This is a genomic window from Hoeflea sp. IMCC20628 (assembly GCF_001011155.1).
Classification (GTDB): domain Bacteria; phylum Pseudomonadota; class Alphaproteobacteria; order Rhizobiales; family Rhizobiaceae; genus Hoeflea.
Genome location: NZ_CP011479.1, coordinates 3,632,419 through 3,656,567 on the forward strand (window position 1 = coordinate 3,632,419; position 24,149 = coordinate 3,656,567).

General features: G+C 57.7%; 29 protein-coding genes. 6 read left to right on the forward strand and 23 right to left on the reverse strand.

The window, feature by feature from the left end; genetic code table 11:
* Window position 1 precedes the first annotated feature (1 nt).
* The 12 genes from flgH to IMCC20628_RS17160 all read right to left on the reverse strand — a co-directional run bounded on the left by flgH (window position 2) and on the right by IMCC20628_RS17160 (window position 8,400).
* The gene (gene flgH / locus IMCC20628_RS17105) at window positions 2-706 is read right to left on the reverse strand and encodes a flagellar basal body L-ring protein FlgH (RefSeq protein WP_047031224.1); all 705 of its coding nucleotides are present in this window, start codon (window positions 704-706) and stop codon (window positions 2-4) included.
* Window positions 703-1,230: a MotE family protein gene (locus tag IMCC20628_RS17110; RefSeq protein ID WP_047031225.1), complete on the reverse strand. Its 528-nt coding sequence runs from the start codon at window positions 1,228-1,230 to the stop codon at window positions 703-705. Before IMCC20628_RS17110 ends, flgH begins: the two co-directional genes overlap by 4 nt.
* Window positions 1,227-2,390 carry a flagellar basal body P-ring protein FlgI gene (locus IMCC20628_RS17115; RefSeq protein WP_082128191.1) on the reverse strand — a complete coding sequence of 388 codons (1,164 nt, stop codon included), beginning with the start codon at window positions 2,388-2,390 and terminating at the stop codon, window positions 1,227-1,229. Before IMCC20628_RS17115 ends, IMCC20628_RS17110 begins: the two co-directional genes overlap by 4 nt.
* Complete coding sequence (gene flgA / locus IMCC20628_RS17120) at window positions 2,387-2,806, reverse strand: flagellar basal body P-ring formation chaperone FlgA (protein ID WP_245307955.1); 420 nt, start codon at window positions 2,804-2,806, stop codon at window positions 2,387-2,389. Before flgA ends, IMCC20628_RS17115 begins: the two co-directional genes overlap by 4 nt.
* A gap of 80 nt (window positions 2,807-2,886) precedes the next feature.
* Window positions 2,887-3,675, reverse strand: coding sequence for a flagellar basal-body rod protein FlgG (gene flgG / locus IMCC20628_RS17125; RefSeq protein WP_047031227.1), 789 nt, complete (start codon window positions 3,673-3,675; stop codon window positions 2,887-2,889).
* Between the two features lie 10 nt (window positions 3,676-3,685).
* Entirely contained in the window at window positions 3,686-4,021 is a 336-nt protein-coding gene (locus tag IMCC20628_RS17130; protein WP_052766486.1) for a flagellar hook-basal body complex protein FliE, read from the reverse strand.
* Window positions 4,018-4,440 (reverse strand): flagellar basal body rod protein FlgC, encoded by a 423-nt coding sequence (flgC, locus tag IMCC20628_RS17135; protein ID WP_047031228.1) that lies wholly within the window; start codon window positions 4,438-4,440, stop codon window positions 4,018-4,020. The genes IMCC20628_RS17130 and flgC overlap by 4 nt, the downstream gene beginning before the upstream one ends.
* On the reverse strand, window positions 4,440-4,817 hold the full coding sequence (flgB, locus tag IMCC20628_RS17140; RefSeq protein WP_047031229.1) for a flagellar basal body rod protein FlgB: 378 nt from the start codon (window positions 4,815-4,817) through the stop codon (window positions 4,440-4,442). Before flgB ends, flgC begins: the two co-directional genes overlap by 1 nt.
* Before the next feature lie 93 nt (window positions 4,818-4,910).
* Window positions 4,911-5,462, reverse strand: a complete 552-nt coding sequence (locus IMCC20628_RS17145) for a flagellar protein (RefSeq protein ID WP_245307809.1) — start codon at window positions 5,460-5,462, stop codon at window positions 4,911-4,913.
* Window positions 5,459-6,811, reverse strand: a complete 1,353-nt coding sequence (fliI, locus tag IMCC20628_RS17150; RefSeq protein WP_343123262.1) for a flagellar protein export ATPase FliI — start codon at window positions 6,809-6,811, stop codon at window positions 5,459-5,461. The genes IMCC20628_RS17145 and fliI overlap by 4 nt, the downstream gene beginning before the upstream one ends.
* An 81-nt stretch (window positions 6,812-6,892) precedes the next feature.
* Window positions 6,893-7,618, reverse strand: a complete 726-nt coding sequence (gene flgF, locus IMCC20628_RS17155) for a flagellar basal-body rod protein FlgF (RefSeq protein WP_047031231.1) — start codon at window positions 7,616-7,618, stop codon at window positions 6,893-6,895.
* Complete coding sequence (locus IMCC20628_RS17160) at window positions 7,618-8,400, reverse strand: DUF1217 domain-containing protein (protein ID WP_047031232.1); 783 nt, start codon at window positions 8,398-8,400, stop codon at window positions 7,618-7,620. Before IMCC20628_RS17160 ends, flgF begins: the two co-directional genes overlap by 1 nt.
* Before the next feature lie 204 nt (window positions 8,401-8,604).
* Between IMCC20628_RS17160 and motA the strand changes: the two genes are divergently transcribed.
* Genes motA through IMCC20628_RS17195 form a run of 6 tightly spaced genes read left to right on the forward strand, consistent with a single transcriptional unit; the run spans window position 8,605 to window position 13,724 of the window.
* Complete coding sequence (motA, locus tag IMCC20628_RS17170; protein ID WP_047031234.1) at window positions 8,605-9,483, forward strand: flagellar motor stator protein MotA; 879 nt, start codon at window positions 8,605-8,607, stop codon at window positions 9,481-9,483.
* A gap of 4 nt (window positions 9,484-9,487) precedes the next feature.
* Entirely contained in the window at window positions 9,488-10,441 is a 954-nt protein-coding gene (locus tag IMCC20628_RS17175) for a FliM/FliN family flagellar motor switch protein (protein WP_047031235.1), read from the forward strand.
* 58 nt (window positions 10,442-10,499) lie between these two features.
* Window positions 10,500-11,120, forward strand: a complete 621-nt coding sequence (fliN, locus tag IMCC20628_RS17180) for a flagellar motor switch protein FliN (protein ID WP_047031236.1) — start codon at window positions 10,500-10,502, stop codon at window positions 11,118-11,120.
* A gap of 1 nt (window position 11,121) precedes the next feature.
* Window positions 11,122-12,171: a flagellar motor switch protein FliG gene (locus IMCC20628_RS17185; protein ID WP_047031237.1), complete on the forward strand. Its 1,050-nt coding sequence runs from the start codon at window positions 11,122-11,124 to the stop codon at window positions 12,169-12,171.
* 12 nt (window positions 12,172-12,183) lie between these two features.
* Window positions 12,184-13,275, forward strand: coding sequence for a flagellar biosynthesis protein FlhB (flhB, locus tag IMCC20628_RS17190; protein WP_047031238.1), 1,092 nt, complete (start codon window positions 12,184-12,186; stop codon window positions 13,273-13,275).
* The gene (locus tag IMCC20628_RS17195; RefSeq protein ID WP_047031239.1) at window positions 13,272-13,724 is read left to right on the forward strand and encodes a hypothetical protein; all 453 of its coding nucleotides are present in this window, start codon (window positions 13,272-13,274) and stop codon (window positions 13,722-13,724) included. The genes flhB and IMCC20628_RS17195 overlap by 4 nt, the downstream gene beginning before the upstream one ends.
* A 212-nt stretch (window positions 13,725-13,936) precedes the next feature.
* Here the strand turns inward: IMCC20628_RS17195 and IMCC20628_RS17200 are convergent, their stop codons facing one another.
* The 11 genes from IMCC20628_RS17200 to IMCC20628_RS17250 all read right to left on the reverse strand — a co-directional run bounded on the left by IMCC20628_RS17200 (window position 13,937) and on the right by IMCC20628_RS17250 (window position 24,137).
* Window positions 13,937-14,677 (reverse strand): LuxR C-terminal-related transcriptional regulator, encoded by a 741-nt coding sequence (locus IMCC20628_RS17200; protein ID WP_197078325.1) that lies wholly within the window; start codon window positions 14,675-14,677, stop codon window positions 13,937-13,939.
* A gap of 17 nt (window positions 14,678-14,694) precedes the next feature.
* Window positions 14,695-15,366 (reverse strand): helix-turn-helix transcriptional regulator, encoded by a 672-nt coding sequence (locus IMCC20628_RS17205; RefSeq protein ID WP_052766490.1) that lies wholly within the window; start codon window positions 15,364-15,366, stop codon window positions 14,695-14,697.
* 471 nt (window positions 15,367-15,837) lie between these two features.
* The gene (gene fliF, locus IMCC20628_RS17210; RefSeq protein WP_047031241.1) at window positions 15,838-17,523 is read right to left on the reverse strand and encodes a flagellar basal-body MS-ring/collar protein FliF; all 1,686 of its coding nucleotides are present in this window, start codon (window positions 17,521-17,523) and stop codon (window positions 15,838-15,840) included.
* A 102-nt stretch (window positions 17,524-17,625) separates the two neighbouring features.
* Window positions 17,626-18,018: a hypothetical protein gene (locus IMCC20628_RS17215; RefSeq protein ID WP_047031242.1), complete on the reverse strand. Its 393-nt coding sequence runs from the start codon at window positions 18,016-18,018 to the stop codon at window positions 17,626-17,628.
* 11 nt (window positions 18,019-18,029) lie between these two features.
* On the reverse strand, window positions 18,030-18,584 hold the full coding sequence (locus tag IMCC20628_RS17220; protein WP_047031243.1) for a chemotaxis protein CheD: 555 nt from the start codon (window positions 18,582-18,584) through the stop codon (window positions 18,030-18,032).
* Window positions 18,581-18,970, reverse strand: coding sequence for a response regulator (locus IMCC20628_RS17225; protein ID WP_047031244.1), 390 nt, complete (start codon window positions 18,968-18,970; stop codon window positions 18,581-18,583). Before IMCC20628_RS17225 ends, IMCC20628_RS17220 begins: the two co-directional genes overlap by 4 nt.
* Window positions 18,970-20,037, reverse strand: a complete 1,068-nt coding sequence (locus IMCC20628_RS17230) for a chemotaxis response regulator protein-glutamate methylesterase (protein ID WP_047031245.1) — start codon at window positions 20,035-20,037, stop codon at window positions 18,970-18,972. The genes IMCC20628_RS17225 and IMCC20628_RS17230 overlap by 1 nt, the downstream gene beginning before the upstream one ends.
* Before the next feature lie 5 nt (window positions 20,038-20,042).
* Complete coding sequence (locus tag IMCC20628_RS17235) at window positions 20,043-20,924, reverse strand: protein-glutamate O-methyltransferase (RefSeq protein ID WP_047031246.1); 882 nt, start codon at window positions 20,922-20,924, stop codon at window positions 20,043-20,045.
* Window positions 20,925-21,164: 240 nt separating this feature from the next.
* Complete coding sequence (locus IMCC20628_RS17240; protein ID WP_047031247.1) at window positions 21,165-23,462, reverse strand: chemotaxis protein CheA; 2,298 nt, start codon at window positions 23,460-23,462, stop codon at window positions 21,165-21,167.
* A gap of 13 nt (window positions 23,463-23,475) precedes the next feature.
* Entirely contained in the window at window positions 23,476-23,841 is a 366-nt protein-coding gene (locus tag IMCC20628_RS17245; protein WP_047031248.1) for a response regulator, read from the reverse strand.
* Window positions 23,838-24,137: an STAS domain-containing protein gene (locus tag IMCC20628_RS17250; RefSeq protein WP_047031249.1), complete on the reverse strand. Its 300-nt coding sequence runs from the start codon at window positions 24,135-24,137 to the stop codon at window positions 23,838-23,840. The genes IMCC20628_RS17245 and IMCC20628_RS17250 overlap by 4 nt, the downstream gene beginning before the upstream one ends.
* Window positions 24,138-24,149 lie beyond the last annotated feature (12 nt).

Below are 24,149 nucleotides of genomic sequence, written 5' to 3' on the forward strand. Positions count from 1 at the left end.
ATCAGATCGGGGAATAGATGTCGACGAGCTGCTGGCCGACCGGAGGCTGCTGCACTTCCGTCAATCGCCCGCGACCGCCATAGGACACCCGCGCTTCAGCGATCTTGTCATAGGCAACGGTATTGTTGTGATCGACGTCCAGTGGCCGCACGATACCGGCAACATTGAGGATCCGGAGTTCGTGGTTCACACGCACTTCCTGGCTGCCACTGATGACCAGATTGCCGTTCTGCAGGATACCGGTGACAACTGCGGCGATGCGCAACTTGAGCTGTTCGGACCGCGCAGTAGTGCCCTGCCCGTTGGTTGAGGTGTTGGAACCGAAGTTGAGATCACCCTCGCCAACCGCACCAATGGTCGGAATGTTGATTCCTGCATTTATGCCGCTCGAATTGGTGCGGCTGCGGTCGGTCTCATTGTCGAAACTCGCCTTGTCGTTGATCGCCAGATCAACGGTCAGAATGTCACCGACACTGACCGCGCGGGCATCCTGGAACAGTTTCGAGCTGCGATCGTCCCACAGCGAAAAGCTGCTGGAGCGCTGCGGCGGCTGCTTTGGATAGGCCGCCATCTGTGGCGTCTCGCCATAGGCCAGACCCGAGCCCACAGGGCTCATCTCCGGCGCCTTGCCGATTTCGTTGAATGTCTGTGAGCCGCATCCGGCCAGGGAAAGGGCGAGAGCGGTTAAGGCGATGGCCCTTATCATGACGGATCCTTTGGTTGGTCAGTTGCCGCAGCACTGGCGATTATGCCGGTCAAACCGGCGGCCTTCTTGGAATCCATCTCAGCGAGGATCGAACTGGCAAGTCGTGGGCTCAGTTTCATGATGATGGCTGCAGCGATCCCGGGCGGGACAATTTCAAGCTGTTCGGCGGCGGCGTCGGGCTTCATGTTCTTGTAGATGCTGACGAGCTGGGTTTCGGCGACGCGCATGAATTCCTCGCGCTTCTGAAGCCAATCCCGGTACTGAACCGAGCGCTCGTCGAGCCGCAAAATGCGCTCGTCAACGCCTGCTTGCAGCTCTTCAAGCTCTTTCTTCTGAATCAGATAGCGCTGATCACGCGCGGCGTCGGCAATATTGCCGCAGAACGCGCGGATCTCGTCTTCCATGGTCGGAAGCGGCGCCTGCTGCGCCAGCGCGCCGGGCGACAGCATCGCCAAAGCTAATGCAGCGACGGCGCCGAGGCCCGGAAACGCCCGTTTTGGACGGCTGGGATAATCAGAGCTCATTGCAGCACCAGTTCAGCATGCAGCGCACCGGCCGACTTGATGCCCTGGAGGATAGCGATGATGCCATCAGGCTTGACGCCAATCGAATTGAGACCGGCAACGAGTGTCCTGAGATCAGGACCATCGATAATGGCGACCTTGCCGCCATCGACACCTGCGGTGATGTCGGTCAGCGGCTCAATTGCGGTCACCCCATTGGAGAACGGGGCTGGTTGCACGACCGTCGGCGTTTCATTGATCTGAACGGTCAGGGTGCCGTGGGTGACTGCTACTCTTGAAACGCGAACATCATTGCCAATCACGATTGTGCCGGTGCGCTCGTTGATGACAACACGTGCCGGCGTATCGGTTTCGACGATCAGGCCTTCGAGCTCGGCCGTCAGGCGCGCAAGGTCGGCGGTTTTGGGTTTGCGAACCGCGACGGTCGTGGAATCCAGGGCTTCGGCGATCGAGCCGCCATAGCGCGCCTCGGCATAGGCGTTGATCACGTCAGCCATGCCAACTGCAGTGGAAAAATCAGGATTGCGAAGCTGAAAGACGAGGCCGCCGACCTCCTTGAATTTCGCAGGAATTTCGCGTTCGATAATGCCTCCGCCCGGCAACCGGCCGGCGGTGGTGATACCCTGCTGAAGGCTCGCGGCATCGCCCGCGGCAGATATCCCAGACACCACTATAGAGCCCTGTGCTACGGCATAAATCTGGCCATCGGCCCCGGACATCGAGGTCATCACCAGCGTTCCGCCGCGCAACGAGGTGGCGTCGCCCAACGACGAAGCGCTGACATCAATGCGGGATCCAAGGCTGGCGAACGGCGGCAAATTGGCAGTGACGATGACGGCCGCGACGTTGTTGGCGCGCGAGGAGCCGCCTTCGGTCGAGATGCCGAGATTTTGCAGCATGGCGCGAAGGGACTGTTCAGTGAAGGGCGAATTGCGCAAGCTGTCTCCGGTGCCCTGCAGACCGACAACCAGGCCATAACCAATCAACTGGTTGTCGCGCCCGGCCTGCAGCGACGCAATGTCCTTGATCCGCGAAGCCGCGTCAGCGCGCTGCACCAGACCTAGCCCATAGCCGGAAGCAGGACCGAAATCAGGTTGAGCCCCAGTCAGGCAGAACAAGGCGATCCAGATACCAAATATCTTTGCGATCCTGCGGATCATTTCGCTGCCACCCGCACGGTGCCGTCGCCCATAACCGTGCCCGATATCACCACTCCGGTCTCGACATTGCGGACGCGAATGAAATCACCGACGGCGGCATTTTCAAGCGGGGTTCCAACAGCGGTTATGGTCAGGCCACCGCCAGCGAAGATCAACGACACGGTGGCGCCGCGCTCAACCGCCCAGGCATCGCGCAAGGCGCCAACGGGAATGGTACGTCCCGGCAGCAGCGTGCGCGTGGTGATCTTTCCCAGAACTTCGTCGGTGACAGCGGCGTAACCGGCGCGCAGGTTCGGATTGGTGACAACCACTTCGCGCACCAGTTCGGCAAGCAGTTCCTCGCCTGGATAAATGGTTCGTTGCGGCACCACTGCGGTGCCCGGTCCGGCCTGTGCCTGGACCATGCCGCAGAGCATGCACGCGATGAAGCCCGCTGTGCGGAGAAGCCCGGGCAAAGGCGATGTGTGGCCAAACGTCATGTTCGCCAATTCCTTTGCTACCTGAGGTTTTTGGAGACGACGGAAGCCATTTCATCGGCCGCCTGGATGATTTTCGAGTTCATCTCGTAAGCACGCTGCGCCGAGATCAGGTCGGTGATTTCCTTGACCGGATCCACATTGGAGGCTTCAAGGTAGCCCTGCTGAATATGCGCGAACCCCGGATCTTCCGGAACGCCCACACTTGCGGGGCCTGAAGCCGGAGTTGCACGGAACAGATTGTCACCCAGCGGCTCAAGGCCCGCCTCGTTGACAAAATTGGCAAGCGTCAGCTGCCCCAGGTCCTGCAATTCGACTTCATTGCCTATCCGGGCAAAAACCTGACCGGTGCGGGAGATGACAACTTCGCTGGCGTCATCGGGAAAGGTCACGCCGGGAACGACGGTGTAGCCATCAATGGTGACGAGCTGGCCATCCGCATTGGTGTTGAAAGCGCCTGCCCTGGTGTACTGGGTTTCGCCATCCGGGGTTTCGATCTGGAACCAGCCGCGACCGACAAGTGCGAGGTCGAGCTTGTTGGACGTCCCCACCAATGTTCCCTGGATATGCAGATTTCGAACCGCTGATGTCTGCACACCAAGTCCGATATGCGCACCCTCAGGCACGATGGCCTGGTTGGAAGCGTTGGCAACGCCTGCGTTGCGCTCGACCTGATACAGCAAGTCGGAGAATTCGGCACGGGCCCGCTTGAAGCCGGTGGTGTTGATGTTCGCCACGTTGTTGGCGATCACTTCGAGATTGAGCTGCTGGGCGTTCATGCCGGTAGCTGCGATGGCCAATGCCTTCATGGCGAGTTCCTTAGATTTGCATACGGGCGATTTCGAGATAGGAGGTGACCAGCTTGTCTCGGATCGAGATTGCGGTCTGCAAAGACTGCTCAGCGGTCATGATGGCGTCGACGACGTCACGGGTCGGCACCTCACCGCGCACAGCCGCCAACGAGTTGGCTTCTGCGGACCGGAGATTTGACACCACACCTTCGCCAAGCGAAGCCATGACATCGGCAAAGGAATTCGAAGTGGCAGGGCCGTTTGCCGCTGGCATCTGCGGCATCGCGACGGCCGTGGCCATATCGGTTTCGCCCGCACCTGAAAGTCGCGACAGCGCCCCGGCTGCACCAATCATATCAATCATTGTGCCCTCAGCAGGTCGATCGTCATGGAGACCAGTTCGCGTGTCTGCTTGACTGTTTGTAGATTGGCTTCGTAGGTCCGGTTGGCTTCGCGCATGTCGGCCAGTTCGATCAGCACATTGACATTCGGCAGTTTGACCATGCCCTTGCTGTCGGCTGCGGGATTCCCCGGATCGTACTCAATGGCGAACTCGCTCGAGTCATAGTCGATCTTGCTGACCTTGGCGCTCGACGCGCCGATGGCGCGATCGAGTTCCCAGGAGAAGCTGATGGTTTTGCGACGATAGGCATCGGAGCCGGGCGTATCGCCCGTCGACTGGGAGTTGGCCAGGTTTTCAGACAGGATACGCATGCGTGTTTCCTGAACATCCAGTCCTGAAGAGGCAATGCGTGATGCCAATGAGAGTGGATCAACTACCATCAACGCCTCACAGTCAGAAGCATCATCTTGTGAAAGGCTTTCACCATTCCCGTGTTGAGCTCGTACATGCGCTTGATTTCTCCTGTCTTGGTCATCTCATCAGGCAGATTTACGGAATTTCCTGACGGCAGGACTTCGACATCATCACCGCTTCCGTCGCGAACCGAGCTGCGCAGTGCATCTTCCTGAATGTGACCAGGATGGGTTACGGCCATCCGTGTCGCGGTCTGATCGAGAACCGCCTGGAAGGCTGCCACTTCACGCGAGGCGTAACCAGGCGTGTTGGCATTTGCAATGTTTCCGGCGACAACGCTTTGGCGCACCGAAAGCCAGTGCGCTTGCTTGGATGTCAGTTCGAAAAGCTGAATCGGTTGCATGGCATGTCCTCGTCCTGTGCAAGATTTGAGGCTATGCGATCAATCTTGTGCGTGCCTTGCGGACGCGGACCACCGCCTGAAGCGGAGCAGGCTTCAGCGCTGGATCACTTCACCATTCGAGGTGATGATCACCCAGTTTCCGTCGCGTTCTTCCAGTGTGGCCAGGCGCGAATTGTCTGGCAGCACCGAACCGATACGGACAAGATACATGCCCGACTTGTCCTCTATGAGAGCCCGGCCGTTGGCAACGTGCAACAACCGGTAGCGTGGCTTGCCCGGGAAGGACTGACTGGCGGCTTGGAGCGCTGGGGATGTATCGCCATTTGCCGCATCACCGGACTCGGGCACGGTCGCGGTCGTGATCGGGTCAAAGGCCGAAGGCTTCGCCAATCCATCTTTTTCAGCAGGAATGGCCAGCGGTGATACATTGACCACTGCCCGGCCGTCGATTTTCGGCAGATCTCTGGTATCCGAATATCCCATTGGGGCGATACCGAAGCTCTCCTGATTGAAGAAAACATACCAAGGAAAAAATGCCGCCCCGGCGACAAGCAAGAAGCCGGTGACAGCGAACACCCGGTCCCCCAGCTTGTAACCCCGAACGGATTCCGGCGCTTCATCTTCAGTATCAGGTATGTCGATCACGGTCGGGGCCTTTCCTTGGCGGCCGGTGTGGCAGGGATACCGGCCGCTGCCTTCATTGCATCGGCAAGTTCGGCAAATGCATCAATACTGGGCGGTTGTTCAGGGGTCTGACGCAAGGTCTCGTAGATGACCGGCGCCTGTTTGATGGCCATGTCGAGCTCGGCATCCGAGCCCGCCCGGTAGCCGCCGATCAAACGCAGATCGCGGGTTTCCTCATAGCGATGGATCAGAGCCTTGAGGCGCATCACCAGTTTTTCCTCGTCGCCGCGCCAGGCCTTCCGGGCAAGGCGCGAGATTGAGGTCAGCGGATTGACAGGGGGGTAGCGTCCCTCGTCGGCCAAAGCGCGATCAAGCACCAGGTGGCCATCAAGGATGCCTCTGGCGGAATCGGCCACCGGGTCATTGTGGTTGTCGCCATCGACCAGGATCGAGACGATGGCGGTGATCGCGCCAGCCCCTTCGGGGCCTGGGCCCGCGCGTTCAAGCAGGCCGGGCAAGGCGGTGAAAACCGAAGCCGGATAACCACGGGCGACCGGAGGCTCACCGGCTGCCATGCCAATCTCACGCAGGGCGTGGGCAAAGCGGGTCAGGCTGTCGACAATCAAAAGCACGTTTTCGCCATTGTCGCGGAAATGCTCGGCGATCGACATTGCCGTCAGTGGCGCCAATTTGCGCAGCATCGGGCTTTCATCGCTGGTGGCGACAACCGCAACGGTTTTGGCCATGTTCGGGCCAAGCGTGTCCTCGATGAATTCGCGGACTTCGCGGCCGCGTTCGCCGACCAGCGCGACAACCGCCCGGTCAAAGTCGGCGGCCTTGGCGAACATCGACAGCAGGGTGGATTTTCCGACACCGGACCCGGCAAACACACCGAGCCGCTGCCCCTGACAGATAGGGGTGAACACGTCGATGACGCGGACGCCGGTTCGCAATGGTGTGCTCACTCTTTGACGCGTCATGGAAGCGGGCGGCGATCCGGTCACCGCGCGCGGGGTGGAGCCTTGTGACAAGGGTCCGAGCCCGTCGACCGGTTCGCCAAGGGAGTTGATGGTGCGGCCGCACCAGGACTTGTCGGGCGCCAACCGGAATGCGCCCTTGCGCCAGACCCGCTCACCGATAGTGGCCTGGGATGATCCATCCACAGGGCAGGCAATCAGTTCCTCCGGGCCGAGACTGATCACTTCAGCCAGTTTCTCCTCGCCGTCACGGCGAAAGGCGAGAAAGTCTCCGATCCTGACATGGCGGGACAGCCCGACAATGACGCAGCGGCCGGTGGACACTGACGTGACGGTGCCCGAAACATCGTAACCACCTTCGCGCGTGGAAAAATCGCGCACCCCTTGAGCCAGCCTGGCCAGACTTTCCCGGCCACTCACAGGGCATCCTCCGAAAGCGCAAAGTGGGTGATGTTCATAAGATCACGCGCGCCTTCAGCTACCGCTGCCCAGGGTCCGGATGGCTTCCTTGAATGTGTCTTCGGTGGCCTTCATCATCGCTGACGCATTCTCAAAGGCGCGCGACACCATGATGAGGTGGCTCATCTCCATTACAGGATTGACGTTGGAGTCCTCAATATAGCCCTGCAGCACACCGGCGCCTGCGGCATCAACCAGCGGCTCTGGCGGGATCACCGGCACAACGCCAAGGGCTGCCTGCCGCTGAAAGCCCTGGCTCAGATCGGCCTGAAACAATCCGATTGCGCCCAGCCTGACGCCGTCCTGGGTCAAGCCGCCGTCCCGTCCTGCCTTTGGCGTTCCGCCTTCCGGGTTGAGCTGGATCGGCGCGCTGCCCGGATCAAGAACCGGATAGCCGTTGATATTGACGAGTTCACCGGTCTGGGTGATCGTGAAACGGCCGTCGCGGGTCAGCATCTGTCCGGTCGGCGTTTCAATCATGAACCAGGCGTCGCCGCGAACAGCGAAATCGAGCTGGTTGCCGGTCGCGCGGAGGCCACCATTGGATGTGTTGAGGAATTCCTGGCCTTCATTGACGAAGGACACATCGGTCGTCCCGGTGTTGGCGAGGACTTCATTGAATTTGATTTCCGTCGCCCGGAAGCCTGTTGTATTGGAATTGGCGACGTTGTCGGCCAGAGTGGTCAGGCGACGCTCGAGCGCAATCTGCGATGACAATGCGACATAGAGCGAGCCCTGCATCAGCGACCTCCGAGTTTGAGTGTGTTTATCGAGATCAACAGATCCGTGGATATTCCGAAACCCGAGGACGAGCTCAGCAACAGACTGGAATCGGACGAACCAAACGATGGATTATCAAGCTCCCACAGAGCCGTAAATCGCTGCATGAACTCATTGAGCTTCACCGGATCCTTGAAGTCATCAAGGTCGAGGCGGGATTTGAGCATATCCGCCTGCTTGTCGATGTCGGATGCAGCGATCTCGGCAGGAATACCGAGCGCGGTTCGCACCACGTCGTAAAGCGCAGTGTCGGCAAGAATAGAATAGACAGAAGTGACTTCCGGCGCGGTTCGCTGGAAATACAGCGCCAGGCGCACCCCGGTGTTGTCTTCGCCGACTTCCTCTTCCAGCGAAAGCCGGAGATATTTGTCGACCGTCCCCTGTTGCGCCTTGGTGAAGATTGTCGCGGTTTCGCCGTTGCGGGCGAAATTGTAGGTCTCGGCGAATTCCTTGTACTTGGAATCTGCAAGCTGGTTGGCGAATGCACTATCGGTTTCGACGCCTTCGGTGAGCACCTTGCGCATGAACGCCTTGGCGTAATTCATGTCCTCAAGGCCATGGGCCTTCATGGCGTAATCGAACACCCGCGTGTCAGCCATGAACTCATCGATGGACTTTATCTCGGATATCCGACTGAGGTAATATTCGCTTTCCCGGGCGATTTGCGGCTGGCTGGCGATCCGCTCAATGGACTTGGGAAGATCCCGTGCGATCAGGTTGTAGCTGGTGTAAGTCGTTGTCACCGGATTTACCCTTCTCGGTCTGTCAGGGCGACTTGCCAAACCGCAATCCGGCGCAATTCTCCTGCATATGTCTCCAAATAGGCCAGCTTGCTTGCGCGAAGCTGGTTGCAGCGGGAAACCATTAATAAGGCAGACAGATTCAGCTTCACACAAGGCTCAAGCCGTAGAACTTGTATAGCGAGCAAATTTCCGCGGCGGGGCATCATGAATATCATTGTTGGTATGGTTATCACACTGGGTTGCGTGCTCGGCGGCTTCATGGCCATGGGCGGGCATATCGAAGTGCTCAACCAGCCATTCGAATTGCTGATCATCGGCGGTGCCGCGATCGGCGGTTTTGTGATGTCGAACCCGGTCAAGACCATCAAGGATACGCTGAAGGCGACCGGCGAGGCGTTCAAGGGCACAGTGCCGAAGGAACGCGAATATCTCGACACCCTGAGCATCCTTTACGCGCTGATGCGCGATTTGCGCACCAAGAGCCGCAACGAGATTGAAAGCCATATCGACAACCCCGAAGAATCCGATCTGTTTCAGTCCGCGCCGACAATCCTGAAGAACAAGGATCTGACCTCCTTCATCTGCGATTACGTGCGTCTGATCATTATCGGCAACGCCCGCCCGCATGAGATCGAGGCGTTGATGGATGAGGAAATCCAGACCATTTCCCACGACCGCCTCAAGTGCTACCACGCCATGAACACCATGTCCGACGCCTGCCCGGCGATCGGGATTATTGCCGCGGTTCTGGGCGTCATCAAAGCAATGGCCGCGATCAATGAATCACCCGCCATCCTGGGCGGGCTGATCGGCGCAGCGCTGGTTGGAACCATGCTGGGAATTTTCCTGTCCTACTGCGTCTTTGGTCCGATCGCGATCAACATCAAGATGGTCCGGACAAAGCAGAACCGGCTTTACACCATCGTCAAGCAGACGCTGCTGGCTTACATGAACGGCTCGGTTCCGCAAGTTGCGCTTGAGCACGGCCGCAAGACCATCTCTTCCTATGAGCGCCCGACCATTGATGCTGTTGAGCAGGAAATGATGAACCCGGGCGGCGGCGGCGAAGCGAAGGCGGCCTGATGCTATGAGCACCGCGACCGAAACCGAACCCACATCCGCCCTAGCGGCATTCGATCCGGGCTTGCTCGATCGCATGACCGGCACCAAGGGCGATCCGTCCGATATCGAAGTCAAGTGCAACACCCTTTTGTCCGTGCTCTGCCCCCTGCTGTCGGCCGCGCTTGAAAAGGTGACCGGCGTCGAGATCGATGTCCGTCCGGGTGCCATCCGGCAGGGACGCCGGCGCGAATTGCTTTCCCAGGTTGGCACCGAAGCGGTGTATTGCGAGGCCTCCATCGCCGGCTGGTCTGCCGACATTCCGGTTCTGTGCGGGTCCAAACTGATTATCGGCCTGGTAGAGTGCTTGCTTGGCGGCTCTGATCCGGCCGATCTGGATATTATTGCGCGGCCGTTGTCGAATATCGAACTCGACATGTCGCTGGTGGTGTTCGAGCAACTCAATGAAAACCTGCGCAAGCTGGTATCCGCGGACCCGAAGGCCAAGACCAGCCTGACCAAGCCGCGATCGGAACTGCCAGTCGAAGATGGCGACCCGGTGCCGGATTACCATGCAGCCGCCATGACGCTGGATATTGGTTTTGGCGCAGTGATGACATCGTTGACCCTGCTGTTGCCGCAGTCGCTGCTGCTCAAATCGACCATCCGGCATGCCCGGGTTGGTGAAAAGGCCGATGCAAACAACAACAGCTGGAGCGAACGGCTAAGCCACCGGGTCTCCCGGTCGGAAATCAACCTGCAGGCCACTGTTGCGCTCGAGCCGCTTCAGCTTGGCGACATCAGCCGGTTGCAAACGGGCGATCTGATTGCCTTTGCTGACAAGGGCGACATCGAGGTTACCCTGAGTGCCAATGGCCGGCCGCTTTACACCTGCGCACTGGGCAAAGCTGGCGCGCGCTACATGGTCAAGGTTGAAGGTCAGGCCGGACCAGACGAAAACTGGAAAACAGACTTTGTATGAAGACGCGCCTGGAGCTGCAAGACAGGCTCCGGGCAAGCTTGGAGCGGGATAAAGGGTCATGGCTAGCGAAGAAGCACTTGATGGCGAAGCTGATCCAATGGCACAAGATGGCGACGCGATCGATGGAGCCGTCGACGGGCTTCGCGGAATGTTGAAAAAAGATGCCGGCGAAGAGCTGGCGACTAATGAAAGCGTGGATTCCATGAGTGGCGCATCAGCCCTAGGCCTTGATACTGGCGCGGACCTCGACGATCTGGGCGGCGCACATGAAGGTGACGACCCACTCAACATGGACGGCTTCTCCGGTCTTGATGGACCAGATTTCCGCGCGGCACCTGCTGACGAGGGATCAGACGGCATGTTTGGCGCCACGGCGGATGCATCTGCCGGGCCCAAGCTTGGTGCGAGCGGAAAGTCCGGACGCATGGACCTTGTGATGAGCATCCCGGTTGACGTTCAGGTCATCCTGGGCACAAGCCGCATGGCAGTTTCCTCGCTGATGAAACTTTCCGAAGGCGCCACAATCGCACTGGATCGCAAAATCGGCGAACCGGTCGAGATCATGGTCAGCGGCAAGCTGATCGGACGCGGCGAAATCACGGTGCTGGAATCAGACGAGACCAAATTTGCCGTTCGCATAATCGAAGTGATTGGCGAACAGCAAAAGAAGGCTGGTTGATATGGCAGCCTATGATCAGACTGGTACTGAAAACTCAGGATACACCAGCAATCTTTCGCCGTCGGAAAAAGCTGCCGCCGTGCTTCTGGCGATGGGTAAACCTGTGGCAGGCAAGCTTCTGAGGTTTTTCGAGTATGAAGAACTGCAGGAAATCATCAAAAAGGCCCAGAACCTTCGGTCGATCAAACCGCAAGAACTGATTGAACTGGTCAACGAATTCGAAGACCTGTTCAGCGAAGGCGCCGGTCTGATGGACAACGCCAAGGCAATGGAAGGGATTCTTGAAGAAGGCCTCACGCCTGACGAAGTCGATGGATTGCTCGGGCGTCGCACGCAGTATCAAGCCTATGAAATGTCGGTTTGGGACCGCCTGCAGGATTCAGATCCCGTTCGGGTCAGCAAGTTCCTTCAAAACGAACACCCGCAGACTGCGGCCTATATCCTGTCGATGCTGCCTTCCGAATTCGGCAGCAAGACATTGATGCTGATGTCGGAGAAAACCCGGGTCGATATCATCCGCCGGGCGGTCGACCTCAAGAGCGTCAATCCGCAAGCGGCCAAAATCATCGAAAACCGGGTCAGGGAACTGATCACCGGCATCGAGGCCGACAAGGCCAATACCGGCTCGATCAAGGTGGCCGAAATCATGAACGAACTGTCCAAGCCGGAAGTCGAATCGCTGCTTGGAGCGCTTGGGACACTTTCCACGTCGGCAATGGAAAAAATTCGACCGCGGATCTTCCTGTTTGATGATGTTGTCCTGATGACCCTGCGCAGTCGCGTTACGCTGTTTAATGACATCTCCGGAGATATCATGACCATGGCTTTGCGTGGCGCGAACGAGGAATTGCGCGAGGCTGTGCTCTCGGCTATCGGCGCTCGCCAGCGCCGCATGATCGAGTCCGATCTCGCCTCCGGTGACGCCGGTATCAGCACACGCGATATTGCAGTCGCCCGCCGCACCATTGCCCAGGAAGCCATCAGACTGGCTGGGCTTGATCAATTGACGCTGCGCGAAACCAGTGCGCCAGCCGATGCCGAAGCGGCATGAGCCTGAGCTGACATGGCCGAAGGCGAAGACAAAGACAGCAAAACCGAAGAGCCTACCGAGAAAAAAATCCGGGATGCCGTGGACAAGGGCAACGTTCCTTTCAGCCGCGAGGTTCCTATTTTTGCCTCCACCCTGGGAATGCTGGTTTTTTTGGTGTTCTTCCTGCCTGACAGCGCTGGACGATTCACCGAATCGCTTCGTGATCTGTTCGAACAATCAGACGGCTGGCGCATCGAAAACGGCGGTGACGCCGTCGCCCTTTTTCGGCTGCTGTTTTACGAGGCAGGTGCTGTCTTGCTGCCGGCCTTTGCACTGTTGATGGGTTTCGGCATTGCAGCCTCGGTTTTGCAGAACATGCCAAGCCCTGTTCTGGACAGGATCCAGCCGAAGCTGGAGCGTATTTCCATAGCCAAGGGTTTTACCCGGATCTACGGCGCCAAGGGCATGGTGGAATTCGCCAAGAACCTGTTCAAGATCGTGGTTGTGTCGACGGTCGTGGCCACGGTGATGAAGACGGAATATTTTCGATCACTCGACTTCATGTTCATGGACCCTTCCCTGATCGCGCCTGACATGGCGCGCCTGGCGGGCAAGGTCGTGGTGGTGGTGCTGATATGCACCGCCATTCTAGCTGTCATTGATGTGCTCTGGACCAGGTACGCCTGGGGTGCTGACCTGCGGATGAGCAAGCAGGACATCAAGGAAGAAATGAAGCAATCGGATGGCGATCCGATCATGAAGGCGCGGCAGAGATCGCTGGCACGGGACCGTGCGCGCCGCCGCATGATCGCCGAGGTGCCCCGCGCCACGCTGATTATCGCCAATCCGACCCATTTTGCGGTGGCGTTGCGCTATGTCCCGGAAGAAGGCGGCGCACCGCTGGTGATCGCCAAAGGTCAGGATCTGATCGCGTTGAAAATTCGTGAAGTGGCAGAAGCCAACGGAATTCCCGTTTTCGAAGATCCGCCGCTCGCCCGCTCCATGTTTGCGCAAGTCTCAGTCGATAATTTCATTCCAGCGGTGTTCTACAAGGCCGTCGCCGAACTGGTGCACAAAATTTACTCCGAGAGATCGAAATCCAAAACTGCGGGCATGCGACAATGAAACCAAACCCACTCTCCGCCGAACGGGAAATAATCGTTGCAGACGCGATCTGTACCGTAGCCAGTGAATTGAGGCTCGTTGACGTCGCCGACCTGATCGCGATGCTCCGCTTTGAGCGTCATGGCGATCTGTCGGATCTGGTTGCCTCTGCAGCCGAGATGTTCTTCCTGCCCGGTGTCGTCAAGCTTGGTATCGGTGGGGATTATTACCTCGACTGGGGCGGGCAGCCACGTGTGGTGCTTGATCTGGAAATCAAACCCCAGGGCGTGACAATCTATGCGCGCTTGATCCTGGAACAGGACTTTGGCGGCGTCGAGATCAACCACATTGCCTTCGATGAACCGCTGGACGATCCGGATCAGAATACCATCCGCCTGAAGGACAGCCTGCGTGCTGCCGCATTTCGGCCATTCGTGCCGGCGATCCAGATTCCTCGCCCGGCAGCCTGATGCATGTCGCGTTCAAATGGGTTCATTTGAACGATGACGCACTGGCAATAGGGCATGGTGTTACAGCGCTGCGCGTCCAATTCGATGCGCGGCGTTTTTACGATGGCGATTTATGAAAGCAATGCGCGAGGGCGCATTTGTCATGCGTGTTGCCGTTGAGATCGATTGATACGGCAGTATGTGCGCAGGAGCACACCGCGCAACGGCAATGATCAGGCGACGAGGCCGAGACGGATTGCCTTGGCGATCGCCTGGATGCGATTGACGGCATTCAATTTTGTGGTCGCTGAACCCAGATAGGCATTTACCGTGTGAACCGAAAGATTGAGCCGCTCGCCGATGGCTTCACTTTTCATTCCATTGCCAACCAGTTGCAGGCATTCGATTTCACGCTCATTCATTTTTTCGGTTTCAGACGTCGATCCGAAAACCACCCGCAACTTTTCCCGCATAATGGTCAGGGATTTGCGGTGAAGATCGATCAGCAATTCATTGTTGATGGCAGTGTGAACCGCAAAGAAGACCACATATCCATTCCCCATGGCGCCGAGTTGGACCGGAAATGCCAGATCGAGTCCGACTTTGTCCACCACGTGAACCGGCTTTGCCGGCGACATTTCAGTTGTACGGTAGCCTTCGGGTGCGAAAATCAACGGACGCGGAGAAGAGTAAAGATGCGACAACAGGAACGCGGACTGCTCTTCAATCAGCTTTGCCACCATCGCATCGCTGCCAGGGCTGTGCATCTTGCATTCGATCCGGCCAGGCGTCAGCAGTGTATGGGCCTGAACCACGAGCATCGCGAACGCTTCACTGCCGCATGTTCTCTGCATGGAAACAAGCTTCGGGAACAGGTCTGCGCTGGACCCGGCATGCCCGCCTGAATCATCCTGTGCGAGCTTTTGATTCCGGTCCTGGGTGGATTGGCCACTTGGAGGTGCTCCGTATTCCATCAATATGGCTCCTTCCATTAGATGATGCGCTGCCTGACGGCAAAAGCAACCGCTTCAGAGCGTGTTTTCGCCCCGGTTTTGTTCATGATGCTGGTGATGTAATTGTTTACAGTGTTGCGCGAGATGCCAATGATCAGTGCGATCTCATCACTGGTTTTGCCTTCGCCTATCCACGACAGACACTCAACTTCACGATCGGTCAAATCCGAGAGCGTATCATTGCTGGAGATTACATCCGGAAAATGGGAGCTGTGATACGCGGCGGCCAGAGCAACGTCCCGCAGCCGGTCATGTGACAGGGATGCGTCCTTGTCAAAAAGCAAAGCGAGAACCATTCGGGCCTGGCCGGCATTGTATGGAATCAGACACACGCGCTGAGAGAAGGATTCAGACAAATTCACCGAGTGTTCGATATCCTGAAATGATGGCTCGAAAGCTTGAAGGCACCGGCGAATCTGGCTTATTCGCGCTTGCGCATCGACCAGCGCCGCGCCGAATGAACGCACCAGATCAAAAGGCCAGTTCGAAGTCACGATGAAATCATGGTGTCTGTCAGAGTAGAGATCAGTGCGGGCCAAAAGATAGCATCGGGCGCCGGCATAGGCGCAGACAAGTTCCATCCCGCTGCTTATGTGGTCGGAACTTCCTTTGGACTCCAGATCATGGATAAAGGCCTCGCGCGCGATCATCCCACGTCCTCTCTCGTGTGACGCACGCCACAGGCTACATGCCTGCAAACAACAGCCCGGCTTCCATGAACCATCAGCACACTTTCAACGCCATACAGTACGCCTCGTCCCGAAGCCACGCCGTCGTGGTCTCTTCCACGCTACGGAAATCGTCGAATCGGTTTCCCTCAATTTTCAGTTTGCCGGAACAGACCCCAAATAAATAGCCCCTCATTTTGGGGATTTACTTTTGGCAGTTCTTGTGAAGCAGTATTTTCACAGAATATCATCTGGCAGGCGCACTCCATGGAGGAAGCCCGCAACAGAAGCCCTTTAACCTTAAAATATCATCCGGCGAGATGGGGAAAATGTCTGGCACCGGCAGCAGCAGTGGAAAATACGCCGCGCACACGATTGAATCCGAACAGAACGTTCAACCTGCCTGCCGATGCAGGTAGCCACACCCGAGCAGCATATTCGTCCCACGGACGTCTATGCCGCTTCGCTTGATGCCCAGCTGCGAAGGATTTTTGCGGCACGCTCTTCGTTGATCTCGACCATTCTGGCAAGACGACGCTCAGGACCTTCCTTGACGCGGCGATTGAACGATCCCGATTCTTCCATTTCAAGTTCGGACTCGCCTTCTTCGCCAAATCCGAAGTCTGCGCCAAACCCTTCCATGGGCATGGAGGCGATATCACCCAAGGCTTCCGCAGAGAAGTCAGGCAGTTCAAGGCCATCTTCCATTGCGTTGTCATTTCGGGCAGCACCACCCACTCCTGCGCTGCGCAGTAACGGACGGAAGCCGAACATGACAATCAAGACTGCCACAGTGATAAAGGCGAGAGCGTTGATGATTGTGCCAAGTTGCGTTCTCACGGCGTCAGCGAAACCGGGCTCAGCTGCATCAGCCGTCAGCAGCTCGCTGGCGAGGAAATCCATCATGGTAACCTTGATCCGGTCACCGCGGTCGACGCTCAAACCTGAAGCCATGGAGACAACCTGCTGCAGTTCGACGAGGTAGGCGTCCACCTCTTCAGGCGTTGGCTCGCCGCCAAGCATGGCATCGATGCGCGCCTTGTTGATCACCACGGCGATCGACAATTCCTCTACATCATAGCTGTTGCGTACAGTCGAGACAGTTTTCGAGTTGATCTCGAAATTGGTCTGCTCTTCTTTTCGCTCAGACAATTCGCTGGACTGCGGGCCATCCGCGCCTGTGCCGTTGGGACCCTGATCGGGAATGTTCTGTTCCACCGTCGCGGGCGCATCGGTTGACGACTGGCTGGAGGTCTGGTTTTCCCGCGTCACCCGGACCGACCGTTCAACCCGTGATTCCGGGTCGTAAACGGTTTCCTGAATCTGCTGACTGTCGGTGTTGACCTTTGCGTTAACGCTGGCCCTGAAATTTTCAACACCCAGGAACGGGGCCAACGCCTTGTTGATGTTGGATTCGACTTCGCCCTGGACCAACTGGACGATCGACAGCGACCGGTTGAGGTTTGAATTGGAGAAATCATCGCCGGCTGCAAGCAATTGGCCGGTTGCGTCAAGAACCGTGACTTCATCAATGTTCAACCCGGGCACGGAGGATGCCACCAGATGCCGGATCGAATTGGCGGTGCGACCAGCCAGATTGTTGCCGGCACGAACCATCACGGAAGCTGATGGATTCTGGTCTCCGCGTCGGAAATTTCCGCGGTCGGGCATGACGATATGAACACGCGCCGCCGAGATTCCGTTGATCGACTGAATGGTACGGGCAATTTCGCCCTCGAGCGCCCGAACACGGGTAACTTCCTGCATGAAACTGGTCAGGCCAAGAGAACCAACCTGATCGAACAATTCGTATCCGGCAGAATTTGACGATGGCAAACCACGTTCAGCCAGAACCATTCGGGCGCGGCTGGTATTGCCTGCCTGGACACTCACCGACGCTCCATCCGCACCGATGGCGAAATTGATGTTGGATTCAGCGAGCACGAGACTGATCTGATTGACGTCATCGCCCGAAAGGCCAATGTACAGCGTTTCGTGTGTCGGCTTGTTGAGGAAAACGGCGGCGGCAATAATGAGAATCACCGACATGACGCCAACGCCGGCAAGCGCCATCAACCTTGCCTGTCCCAGTCCGGACAGGTTTTTCGTCAATTGTGACAGCTGGTTCAACAGACTCATTCTGTATCCGCGCTCAACAGGGCAAGCCGGTCAGGATAACCGGTTAGGTCACCCTAGGCGGCGAAACTTGCGCGAAAGTGGTCTGTGACGACAGGTCCCGTTTCAGAAGAACTCGAGATCCCCGGAGGCTTTCTGATAAATCTCGGTAGATGGAGCGGTGCGGGTTGACGCTTTGAGTTGCCGCTTCATGTCTTCCAGGTTCAACAGATTCAGGGCGGAGGTGATGTTGACCATGAGTTCGGCTTCGAGGCCTTCGCCGACGCTGTCGATGAAGGCTGCCAAACCACGGCTCTTCTGAACCGCAAGATCAATGCCCTGCAAGACCCGCATGTGATCGGGAGATGCGAGAAGTTCGGTGGAACCTCCATTGGACAACAGCGGCTCGAGACGCTCAATCAAATCCGCAACATCGACAAGTTCCGAACTGATCCGCGCCATCACCTCGTGTAGGGGTTCATCAGGGCCTTTGCCGGCCACATAAGGCGGTTGCTTCATGGGACGGCTCCTCAAAAAAACTCTATCGAAGATTCGGCTGGCATCGGTACGATGGTCTTTTCCGGCGCGGTCTCGAGCGCCACAGTTTTCTGCGTCTCCGCTCCGGATAGTGTCGTATGCCGGGCACGGCCGCTGACAGGGTGATACTGCAGCTTGCGCCCGACATCTCCACCTGTGTTGCTGCCAACAATCCTGATGCCCTCATGGCTCAGGAATGTATGAGCGAATTCGGCGTTCATTTCTCCAACATTGGACAAGCCGACAATTGTCTTGGCTCCACCTATGATCTTGGCCTCTAGGCGGTCGCGCCGGGCACCCATCTTCAACAGTCCGTTAATCAGCAATTCCATCAGATGCACACCATAGCGGGTTGCTTCGCCACCGGTTCCAGTGCCATGGCCAGGCAAAAGAAAGTGGTTCATGCCGCCGACCCCGGCAACCGGATCACGCATGCACGCGGCAACACAGGAGCCCAGAATGGTGGAAAGCACCACGTCGGGATCGTCAGTGACCTTGTACTCGCCCTGAATGACGTGGATCTTTCGAAAATTCCAGGCTGTTGTCACAACAACTCCCCGAATACCATTTCGATTGCCGCTTTCAGTTTTTCAATGCTGAAAGGCTTTGCCAGGACGTTGTTTGCGCCAAGTGCGGCGGCCTTTTGCACCAACGCCCTGTTACCCTGACCGGTTACCATGATGAATGCAGCCTTCTTGGTCGCAGGGTTTGTGCGAATCGAATGCAACAGGACCAAGCCATCCATTTTCGGCATGGCGTAGTCCGAAATGACCAGATGGTGGGGTTGTTGCCGCATGATCTTGGCCGCCTGCTCGCCATCGGAAGCAATCGTGATGTTTGTAAAGCCGAGTTGCAGAAGCATGTCATTGATGAGGAGACGGCTGGTCACCTGATCATCAACAACAAGAACCTTGATTTTATGTGCAATGGTCATCAGGCGACTCTATCTTTCCCGGAAGTTTCATTTGTTGCTTTGAGGATTTCCGCCCCAATCAGGCTGAGCGGTAGCTGTCTCTCGACGGCGCCCATTTCCTGGGCCACACGCGGCATCCCGTAAACCACGCAGGACCTCTCGTTCTGGCCGATTGTCACAGCGCCCGCCCGGCGCATCTTCAGAAGACCCGCTGCACCGTCAGCGCCCATTCCGGTCAGAATGACCCCGACGGCCTTGGAACCGGCAAGACTTGCAACGGACTCGAACAAGACATCCACAGACGGACGATGGCCATTGACCGGACCGTCGTCTGCCAGAACACATTGCGGTGCCCGGGCATTGGCGACTTTCATGTGGCGCTCCCCGCCCGGCGCAAGATAAATCCGCCCTATCTCAAGACGATCGCCATTCTCGGCTTCCTTGACTTGCGGCGCGCACAGGCGATGCAGCCGCTGCGCAAAACTCCGTGTAAACGCAGCAGGCATGTGTTGCGTGATCACCGTCGGCGGACAGTTGACCGGGAATCTTGTTAGAATCGAGATCAGGGCTTCGACCCCGCCGGTGGATGCACCAATGGCGATTATCCTGCGCGCCGGCTGATAATCACGCACCAAGGATGCTTCTGGCACGCCGGGCTTTGCTTGCTCAGCCGTTCCCGGATCAGGACGGTGACGCTGTGACCGCACCGCGGCCTTCACCGTCTCGGCAAGCCGGGCAAACGGGGCGGGATCGCCTGGCACCGGTTTGCCGACGCAATCAAAAGCACCGATTTCCAGCGCCGCCAGGGTTGCTTCCGCTCCTCTGTGGGTCAGAGTGGAAACCATGATGACCGGCATCGGCCGGAGCTTCATGATCTTGTCGAGAAACGCGATGCCGTTCATATTCGGCATCTCGACATCAAGGGTGATAACGTCCGGGTTGAGCTCCTTGATTGCGCTGCGGGCCTGGATGGCATCACAGGCTTCACCGACAACACAAATGTCCGGATCACTGCGAAGCACGGCCTTGATCAGGCCACGCATTGTGGGTGAATCGTCGACAACGAGTACGCGCACCGGTTGGGTCATGATCGTCAGATCCTCCCCTTGCAACGGTAGATCGTCACGGCGGTGCTCTCGAAGCGGTCCCGGGCTTCGCCGGACAAACGTTCGGAGTGACCGATGTAGAGGTGCCCGCCTGGCGGCAACAGATCCGCGTACCGGGCCCAGACCCTGTTCTGGGTGGCTTCATCGAAATAGATCACCACATTACGGCAAAAAATCACGTCAAACGGGCCTCGAAAGGGCCACAGCGCCATAAGGTTGAGTTCTCGGAAAGTGACCTGTTTCCTGACTTGATCACTGATCTGCCACCGCTTTTCGGCGGTTTGCGTGAACCATTGCTTCCGCATCCGTGGATCGACGGTTTCGATCGCCTGGGCGTCATAGATCCCGACCTGCGCCTGGGCAATAATTTTCGGATCGATATCGGTGGCGAGGATCCGGACATCCAGGCTTGCCGCATTGGGAGCCATGTCGAGAAGCGTCAAGGCTATCGAATAGGGTTCTTGCCCATCGGAACACCCGGCTGACCAAATGCGGACACGACCACCGGCATTCGCACGGGTCAACAGGCCCGGCAGGACTTCATCGCGGAGATGCTGGAAGTGGTGATTTTCGCGAAAGAAGCGCGTGAAATTTGTGGTCAGGAAGCTGAGCATTTCCCGGCGCTCATCAAAGCCTTCGGGAGAACTGACCAGTGCGCAGTACTGCTTGAAGCTGCCCAGCCCGATTTGACGCAAACGCTTGGAAAGGCGTGAATAGACCAGAGATGCCTTGGTCTCGTTGAGAGCGATTCCGGCATCGGAATAAATCATCCCCGCAATATCGGAAAGATCCTTGCGGGTGAGCGGAAATTCCGCGTTTACAAGACATTCATCCGGGCGACCGGATTGGAGAATGGCAACGGCGCTCACGCTGCCTCACTTTCAGGGGTGTCCCAAGAGGCATCGGGGTGACGCAGGCGCACCCTTGTTCCTCCTGTTGAGACAATGGCGATTGCAGGACCGGACGAACCCGGCACGGACATTACAGGCATCGGTTCGCGGTCCTCTCGCAGGAACGTGAGAACGACACAGGAGGCCTGCTCGCCGAGCGTGAACGCAGTCCGTTCGCACATGTCATGTCCCGAATTCCGCATGAGTGTTCCCGCTCCCCTACCCTGTCGCCGCGAGGGTCAATTCGGAGCCGAGCGCGTGGCCGCGCGAAGCCATGACGACGGCGTCGACATCAAGGATGAGAGCCACTCGGCCGTCGCCAAGAATTGTCGCAGCAGCGATGCCGGGCACATGGCGATAATTGGCCTCCAGGCTTTTGATGACCACTTGCCGCTGGCCCTGGATCGCATCGACCATCAGGGCGCGTTGCCCGCCACCTTCTGCTTCCACGAGGAGCACAACGCCATCGACAGGATCGGCGAGGTCAGAACGGAAATCGAGAATGTGACCGACATCGACCAGCGGGCAGAATACCTCGCGAATGGCAATCAAGCGATGGCTGGAGCCGAAGGCATGAATGTCCTTCTTCTCCGGCTGCAAGGTTTCGATGATGGCGGTGAGCGGCACCACCAGGGTCTGGCCCGCGACGGTGACAACCATGCCATCAAGCACCGCAAGAGTCAGCGGCAGACTCATGGTGAAAACCGTGCCGACGCCGGGCTTGGAATTGATCGACAGGCGCCCGCCGAGCGACTGGATGGAGCGTTTGACCACATCCATTCCGACGCCCCGCCCGGATATGCCGGTCAATTGATCAGCAGTGGAGAAGCCGGGATGGAAAATCAGGTTGTAGATCTCCTCGTCGCTCAGATTTGCATCTGCTGCGATGAGACCTTTTTCCGCGGCCTTGCTGCGGACACGCTCCCGGTTGATGCCGGCGCCATCATCTGCAATTTCGATGACAATACGGCCGGACCGGTGTTTGGCGGTCAGACGCAAATTGCCTTCCGGATCCTTGCCAAGCGCTGTCCGTTCCTCAGACGTCTCCAGACCGTGATCGATGGCGTTGCGGATCAAATGGGTCAGTGGCTCGGCGAGTTTGTCGATGAGGGTCTTGTCGACTTCGGTGTTTTCACCTTCAGTGACAAGACGCACATTCTTGCCGGTCATGTCGGCGGTTTCCCGGACGATCCTGCCCATCCGCTGGAAAACCGGTTTGACCGGCTGAGCGCGAATGGCCATCACGCTGTCCTGGATCTCCCGGGTCAACTGTTGCAGTTCATCAAGCCCGAGATTGATTGCCGAGGAGCCACCGGTGTTTGTTTCCACCACGCTTTGCGCCAGCATGGACTGGTTGATCACGAGTTCGCCGACCAGATTGATAAGCCGGTCGACACGCTCAAGATCGACCCTTATTGTCTGTGGCGCGGCAGGAACAGCGGCAACTGTCTTTTCCGTTTTCGCCACCTCGGCGGCAACCGCCTTTGCAACAGACGACAGCTCTACTGGCACCGGGTCAGGTTCCGGTGTGTCTTGGGCGAGAGCCACTGGCTCATCACCTGCCGCTGCGGGTGTTTGGGCTGCGGGAGTTGGCTGAACCGTCTCGGCGACAGCGGCGGATTGCTCTTGCAGCCCGGAAATATCAAAAGGCATCGGCGCCTTCACCTGATCTTCGGCCACTGCGACCGGGGCCTCAGACGGTTCCTGCTCTTCGCCAGCAATGACCTCCAACGCACAATCCCATTCAGCAAACTCGAACACCTGGCGAATAGCGTCCTCATTCTCGTCGGTCTCGACCCGGATCCGCCATGAAAAATAGGCGCCCTCCGGATCCAGCTGGTCGATCCGGGGCAGCGTTTCGGTTTCGCAGAACACCTGCAGATCGCCGATTTTGGCCAGATCCCGCAACAACAGAACCGCTTCATTTCCCTTTGCGTAAAGATCGGAGCGCGGCTTGAAGTGAACTGTAAACAATTTTCGCCCGGCCTGATCCCGCCTGGATGCAGTTGCCTCTGCATCATCGAACTCATCGAAATCAAACGGAACCGGCTGGAAAACGGGCTCTTCGACGGACGCAGTTTCTACCGGGGGATGAGTTTGAACAGGTTCACTGGGATTCATCACCAACCGGGGCTGGTTATCGGCGAACGCCTCAAGCGCGGCGGCCAGATTCGACGCCCTGGATTTGTCGACACTGCCGCCATCGCGCGAACATGCCGTGAGGTCCGCCAGCACATCAGCGGATTTGAGCATCACGCCGAACATCTCTGCGGATGCGACAATCGTGTTGGACCGAATGCAATCAAGCGCCGTTTCGAAGACGTGGGCGAAGGCGACCAGGTCATCAAGTCCGAAGGCGCCGGCGCCGCCCTTGATCGAATGCACGGCGCGAAAGACCGCATTGACCGTTTCGGGGTCGGTATCGCCATCCTTGAGCCGGAGCAGGCCAAATTCCAGTTCAGCGAGTTGTTCTTCGCACTCCTGGAAAAAGATTTCCCTGATTTCATTCATATCCATAGGACAGGTCCTGTCAGGCGGTTACACGTTCGATTGCCGCGATAAGCTTGGAGGGATCGAACGGCTTGACAATCCAGCCAGTCGCACCGGCTTCACGGGCCTGGTTCTTTTTCTCCGGATCGCTTTCGGTTGTCAGAACCAGAATCGGGATTGCCCGGTAGCGTTCATTTTTGCGCACGCCCGCGATAAAACCGAGACCGTCAAGCCGGGGCATGTTGATGTCGGTGACAATGACGTCCGGATCGGACTCTTCGAGCATTTCCAGCCCCTCAATGCCGTCTTCTGCCTGGACCGTGTCAAAACCCGCATTGTTCAAGGTCACCAGCAACATGTTGCGGATGGTCCGCGAGTCGTCGACCGTGAGGACTTTCTTCTTCATTTCAGCATCTCCTTTGGAAGCAGGTCTTCGTCCGAAATTCCTAATATTTCCAATGTCTTCACGAAGGCGTCCGACGACTTACCGACCCTGAAACACAAATCTTCGGCACGCCAGCTCTTGGCGGCCGACAACAGCACCTGAATGCACTGTGCGCCGACACGACAGACGTCCGATGCATCAATATCGATGTTGGCGCCCCGGTGGGCGAGGACCTGTTCATGCAGCCGACCGGCCGCATTGAGGTCCAGTACTTTCGGCAGCTTCAAAATTGTCCGTGGTGTGTCGTCAGACGGCATTCTGAGTTCCCC